This is a genomic window from Emticicia aquatilis, from assembly GCF_014644295.1.
In the GTDB taxonomy this organism is placed as follows: domain Bacteria; phylum Bacteroidota; class Bacteroidia; order Cytophagales; family Spirosomataceae; genus Emticicia; species Emticicia aquatilis.
On sequence record NZ_BMKK01000027.1, the window covers coordinates 1 to 5,479 of the forward strand.

At 46.7% G+C, this 5,479-nt stretch carries 2 tRNA genes and 3 rRNA genes; all 5 read right to left on the reverse strand.

The features are described 5' to 3' along the window. Nucleotides 1-17: 17 nt before the first annotated feature. Nucleotides 18-129 (reverse strand): 5S ribosomal RNA (gene rrf / locus IEX65_RS27915). Between the two features lie 171 nt (nucleotides 130-300). After that, nucleotides 301-3,117: ribosomal RNA gene (locus IEX65_RS27920) — 23S ribosomal RNA — on the reverse strand. A 192-nt stretch (nucleotides 3,118-3,309) separates the two neighbouring features. Next, nucleotides 3,310-3,383, reverse strand: a tRNA-Ala gene (locus IEX65_RS27925). Nucleotides 3,384-3,395: 12 nt separating this feature from the next. Beyond that, nucleotides 3,396-3,472: transfer RNA gene (locus IEX65_RS27930), tRNA-Ile, on the reverse strand. 139 nt (nucleotides 3,473-3,611) lie between these two features. After that, a 16S ribosomal RNA gene (locus IEX65_RS27935) occupies nucleotides 3,612-5,111 on the reverse strand. Together the 16S, 23S and 5S rRNA genes with 2 tRNA genes alongside form the textbook arrangement of a ribosomal RNA operon. Nucleotides 5,112-5,479: the final 368 nt, after the last annotated feature.

Genomic DNA, 5,479 nt, shown 5'->3' on the forward strand with positions numbered 1-5,479 from the left:
AGACTTCTATAATAAAATTCTGGCGTCTACCTACTCTCCCGAGTTTGAACTCAGTACCATCGGCGGTGCGGGGCTTAACTTCTCTGTTCGAGATGGGAAGAGGTGAACACCCGCCCTATAAACACCATGAAGCTCTTTAGTGATGGAAAGAAGTGAAGACAACGTGTCCCGCACCCTCCCTATAAACACCATGAAACTCTTTCGACTTGGACTTCAACAACTCCTTGCCTACCGTCTTTCGTCTAATTTCTTTTTAATAATTCATGACTTATGTTACAGAAAGATAAAAGCATAATAAAAATATAAGAGTCCTCGATTCATTAGTATTGCTCGGCTTAGTGTTACCACTTCTACACCTGCAACCTATCAACGTAATAGTCTATTACGAATCTCAATGGAAGACTCATCTTGAGGTGGGTTTCACACTTAGATGCTTTCAGCGTTTATCCCGTCCGTACTTGGCTACTCTGCCGTGCCCTTGGCAGGACAACAGATGCACCAGCGGTACGTCCAACTCGGTCCTCTCGTACTAAAGTCAGAACCTCTCAATCTTCCTACGCCCACCACAGATAGGGACCGAACTGTCTCACGACGTTCTGAACCCAGCTCGCGTGCCACTTTAATCGGCGAACAGCCGAACCCTTGGGACCTTCTCCAGCCCCAGGATGTGACGAGCCGACATCGAGGTGCCAAACCTCCCCGTCGATGTGAGCTCTTGGGGGAGATCAGCCTGTTATCCCCGGAGTACCTTTTATCCTTTGAGCGACGGCCCTTCCATACAGAACCGCCGGATCACTATACCCATGTTTCCATCCAGCTCGACTTGTATGTCTCACTGTCAAGCGACCTTATGCTATTGCACTCAACGCACGGTTACCAAGCGTGCTGAGGTCACCTTTGGAAGCCTCCGTTACTCTTTTGGAGGCGACCACCCCAGTCAAACTACCCACCAAACGGTGTCCTCGCCTTAGGCAAGTTAGAATCCAAATAACCAAAGGGTGGTATTTCAACGTTGGCTCCCCGATGCCTAGCGACACCGGCTCACAGCCTCCCACCTATCCTACACATCAGTTACCCGAATTCAACGTTAAGCTATAGTAAAGGTTCACGGGGTCTTTCCGTCCCGTGGCGGGTAAGCGGCATCTTCACCGCTACTACAATTTCGCCGAGCTCACAGCTGAGACAGTGCCCAGATCGTTACACCATTCGTGCAGGTCGGAACTTACCCGACAAGGAATTTCGCTACCTTAGGACCGTTATAGTTACGGCCGCCGTTTACTGGGGCTTCGATTCAATGCTTCTCTTGCGATGACATCCCCTCTTAACCTTCCAGCACCGGGCAGGTGTCAGGCCTTATACGTCGTCATTAAACTTCGCAAAGCCATGTGTTTTTGTTAAACAGTCGCCTGGGCCATTTCTCTGCGGCCTACATTGCTGTAGGCTCCCCTTCTCCCGAAGTTACAGGGTTAATTTGCCGAGTTCCTTAGCTGTGACTCACTCGAGCACCTTAGGCTTCTCGCCTCGACTACCTGTGTCGGTTTACGGTACGGGTGGTAAATAGCTGAAGCTTAGCGGCTTTTCTTGGAATCAATTCAGCTCATTCGATTCAGCCTAAGCCTCCTCTCAACGCTCTATTCCGTCAGAACGTATGAACCTCCTCAATCCGTCCCCGCATCGCACTATCACCAGTATGGGAATATTAACCCATTTGCCATCGGCTTCGGCCTTCGCCTTATCCTTAGGTCCCGACTAACCCTCAGTTGATTGACGTAGCTGAGGAATCCTGAGTCTTTCGGTGTGTATGGTTCTCACATACATTATCGCTACTTATCCCTACATTTGCTTTTCTATACGCTCCAGCATACCTCACAGTACACATTCGCCGCGAATAGAATGCTCTCCTACCGATTGTTAAAAACAATCACAAAGCTTCGGTACTACACTTGATGCCCGTTTATTATCGATGCCCGCCCCGCTCGACCAGTGAGCTGTTACGCACTCTTTAAATGATTGCTGCTTCCAAGCAAACATCCTGGCTGTCACTGCAGTCAGACTTCCTTAGTTCAACTTAGTGTAAATTTAGAGACCTTAGCTGTTGTTCCGGGTTCTTTCCCTTTTGGACTTGGACCTTAGCACCCAAGCCCTCACTGCCGAGTATATTATGCCGCATTCGGAGTTTATCAGAATTTGGTAGGATTTGACTCCCCCGCATCCTATTAGTAGCTCTACCTCGACATAACTCAACCTCGACGCTGTACCTAAATACATTTCGGAGAGTACGAGCTATTTCCCAGTTTGATTAGCCTTTCACCCCTACCCACAGTTCATCCAAAAACTTTTCAACGTTAACTGGTTCGGACCTCCATGTTGTGTTACCAACACTTCATCCTGACCATGGGTAGATCACAAGGTTTCGCGTCTACAACCACCGACTAACCGCCCTATTCAGACTTGCTTTCGCTTCGACTACGACACTGAATGTCTTAATCTTGCCGGTGACCGTAACTCGTAGGGTCATTATGCAAAAGGCACGCCGTCACACCACTTGGATGCTCCGACCGCTTGTAAGCGTACGGTTTCAGGTTCTTTTTCACTCCGATACTCTCGGTGCTTTTCACCTTTCCTTCACAGTACTTGTTCACTATCGGTGTCTCAGGAGTATTTAGCCTTGGCAGATGGTACTGCCGAATTCAGAGGGGATTCCACTGGTCCCCACCTACTCAGGATACTGCTCGTCCATTAAATTGTACGCTTACGTGGCTATCACACTGTATCGCCAGACTTCCCAATCTGTTCAGCTTAATTTAATCTTCTAAATGCAGTCCTATAACCCCCACTTTGCCGTAACAAAATAGGTTTGGGCTTCTCCGCGTTCGCTCGCCACTACTTGCGGAATCACTGTTGTTTTATGTTCCTCCGGTTACTTAGATGTTTCAGTTCACCGGGTTAGCTCTATACTATGTATAGTAATGGTTCTTCAAACCATTGGGTTGCCCCATTCGGAAATCTACGGATTAACTTGTATGTGCCAATCCCCGTAGCTTATCGCAGCTTATCACGTCCTTCTTCGCCTCTGAGACCCTAGGCATCCTCCGTACGCCCTTATATAACTCTTATTATTATACTTTTATCTCTCTGCCAACATGTCAATGAACTCTTTCCAATCCTATATATCAAATACTAGCTAATCAAGCTGTGCTTCGCTAATACCATTCTTAGACATAAGAATTAAATAGTGGTATAAATACCTTTTTCCTTAAACTTTAAACTATCAGTTCTTTATCGATAGTTGTCTTAACTTAAAATTAGTGGAGAATAACGGAGTCGAACCGTTGACCCCCTGCTTGCAAAGCAGGTGCTCTAGCCAGCTGAGCTAATCCCCCTTGTTGTTACTTTGGTGGGCCTGCGTGGACTCGAACCACGGACCTTTACATTATCAGTGTAACGCTCTAACCACCTGAGCTACAAGCCCCTATAATCAGAACTATTACACAAATAGTAATCGTCCGATTGTCTCTACTGCTTTCAAACATAACTTTAGTTGGGAAAACAAATGCAACATTCAAATATAAAGTGTCAAGTCGTTTTTTTTCTGTTTAGAAAATCTCTAAAAAGGAGGTGTTCCAGCCGCACCTTCCGGTACGGCTACCTTGTTACGACTTAGCCCTAGTTACTGATTCTACCCTAACGAAATCTTTTACCTTCCGCTTCAGGTCTACCCAACTTCCATGGCTTGACGGGCGGTGTGTACAAGGTCCGGGAACGTATTCACCGAATCATAGCTGATATTCGATTACTAGCGATTCCAGCTTCATGAGGTCGAGTTGCAGACCTCAATCCGAACTGTGAACGACTTTTTGTGATTGGCTTACTATTACTAGCTCGCAACACTCTGTATCGCCCATTGTAGCACGTGTGTTGCCCTGGACGTAAGGGCCATGATGACTTGACGTCGTCCCCTCCTTCCTCTCTACTTGCGTAGGCAGTCTTGTCTGAGTCCCCGACTTAACTCGCTGGCAACAGACAACAGGGGTTGCGTTCGTTGCGGGACTTAACCCAACACCTCACGGCACGAACTGACGACAGCCATGCAGCACCTTGTTTCGGGTCATTGCTGACTGTTCTATTTCTAAAACATTCCCTCACATTCTAGTCCAGGTAAGGTTCCTCGCGTATCATCGAATTAAACCACATGCTCCACCGCTTGTGCGGACCCCCGTCAATTCCTTTGAGTTTCACCGTTGCCGGCGTACTCCCCAGGTGGATTACTTATCGGTTTCCCTTGGACACTGGCATGGCCAACATCTAGTAATCATCGTTTACTGTGCGGACTACCAGGGTATCTAATCCTGTTTGATCCCCGCACCTTCGAGCCTCAGCGTCAGTGTGACTGCAGCAGACTGCCTTCGCAATCGGTATTCCTCCTGGTATCTAAGCATTTCACCGCTACACCAGGAATTCTATCTGCCTTCTGTCAACTCAAGCTAACCAGTATCAACGGCATGTAAAACAGTTAAGCTGCTACCTTTCACCGCTGACTTAATCAGCCGCCTACGCTCCCTTTAAACCCAATAAATCCGGATAACGCTCGCCACCTACGTATTACCGCGGCTGCTGGCACGTAGTTAGCCGTGGCTTATTCGATTGGTACCGTCAAATTCTCACGCATGAGCTGCTTTCTTCCCAATCAAAAGCAGTTTACAACCCAGAGGGCCGTCTTCCTGCACGCGGCGTGGCTGGGTCAGGCTTCCGCCCATTGCCCAATATTCCCTACTGCTGCCTCCCGTAGGAGTCTGGCCCGTATCTCAGTGCCAGTGTGGGGGATTCTCCTCTCAGAGCCCCTAAAGATCGTAGACTTGGTGAGCCGTTACCTCGCCAACTATCTAATCTTACGCATGGCCATCCTTATCCGATAAATCTTTAATAGCTAAGAGATGCCTCTTTACTATCTTATGCGGTATTAGCTCGAGTTTCCCCGAGTTATCCCCCAGATAAGGGCAGGTTCCATACGCGTTACGCACCCGTACGCCGGTGTATTGCTACCCCTTGACTTGCATGTATTAAGCCCGCCGCTAGCGTTCATCCTGAGCCAGGATCAAACTCTCCATTGTAAATATCAAGTTTGCCTGACTACTTTAATTTCTCTAAACGTCGCATTCGTTTTCCCAATAAGTTAATGAACTTTATTCAACCAATTTCACCGAAATTAATCAAATTTGTCGATTCCTCTTCTAAATCCTAAATGATTAATAATCAATCATTTAAACCTTGAATCTTCTTACTTTATTTCCCTTTCTACTAAACGAAACGGAGTGCAAAATTACTACTTCTTTATTTTAAAAACAAACTATTTTACAAATTTATTTTTTCTATTTTCCGATTATCAAACCCTCAATTCCTTTCTCTCTTAATCGGGGTGCAAAGTTCTGAATTCTAATTTTAAAAAACAAATTATTTTTGAACTTTATTTTTATCGTGA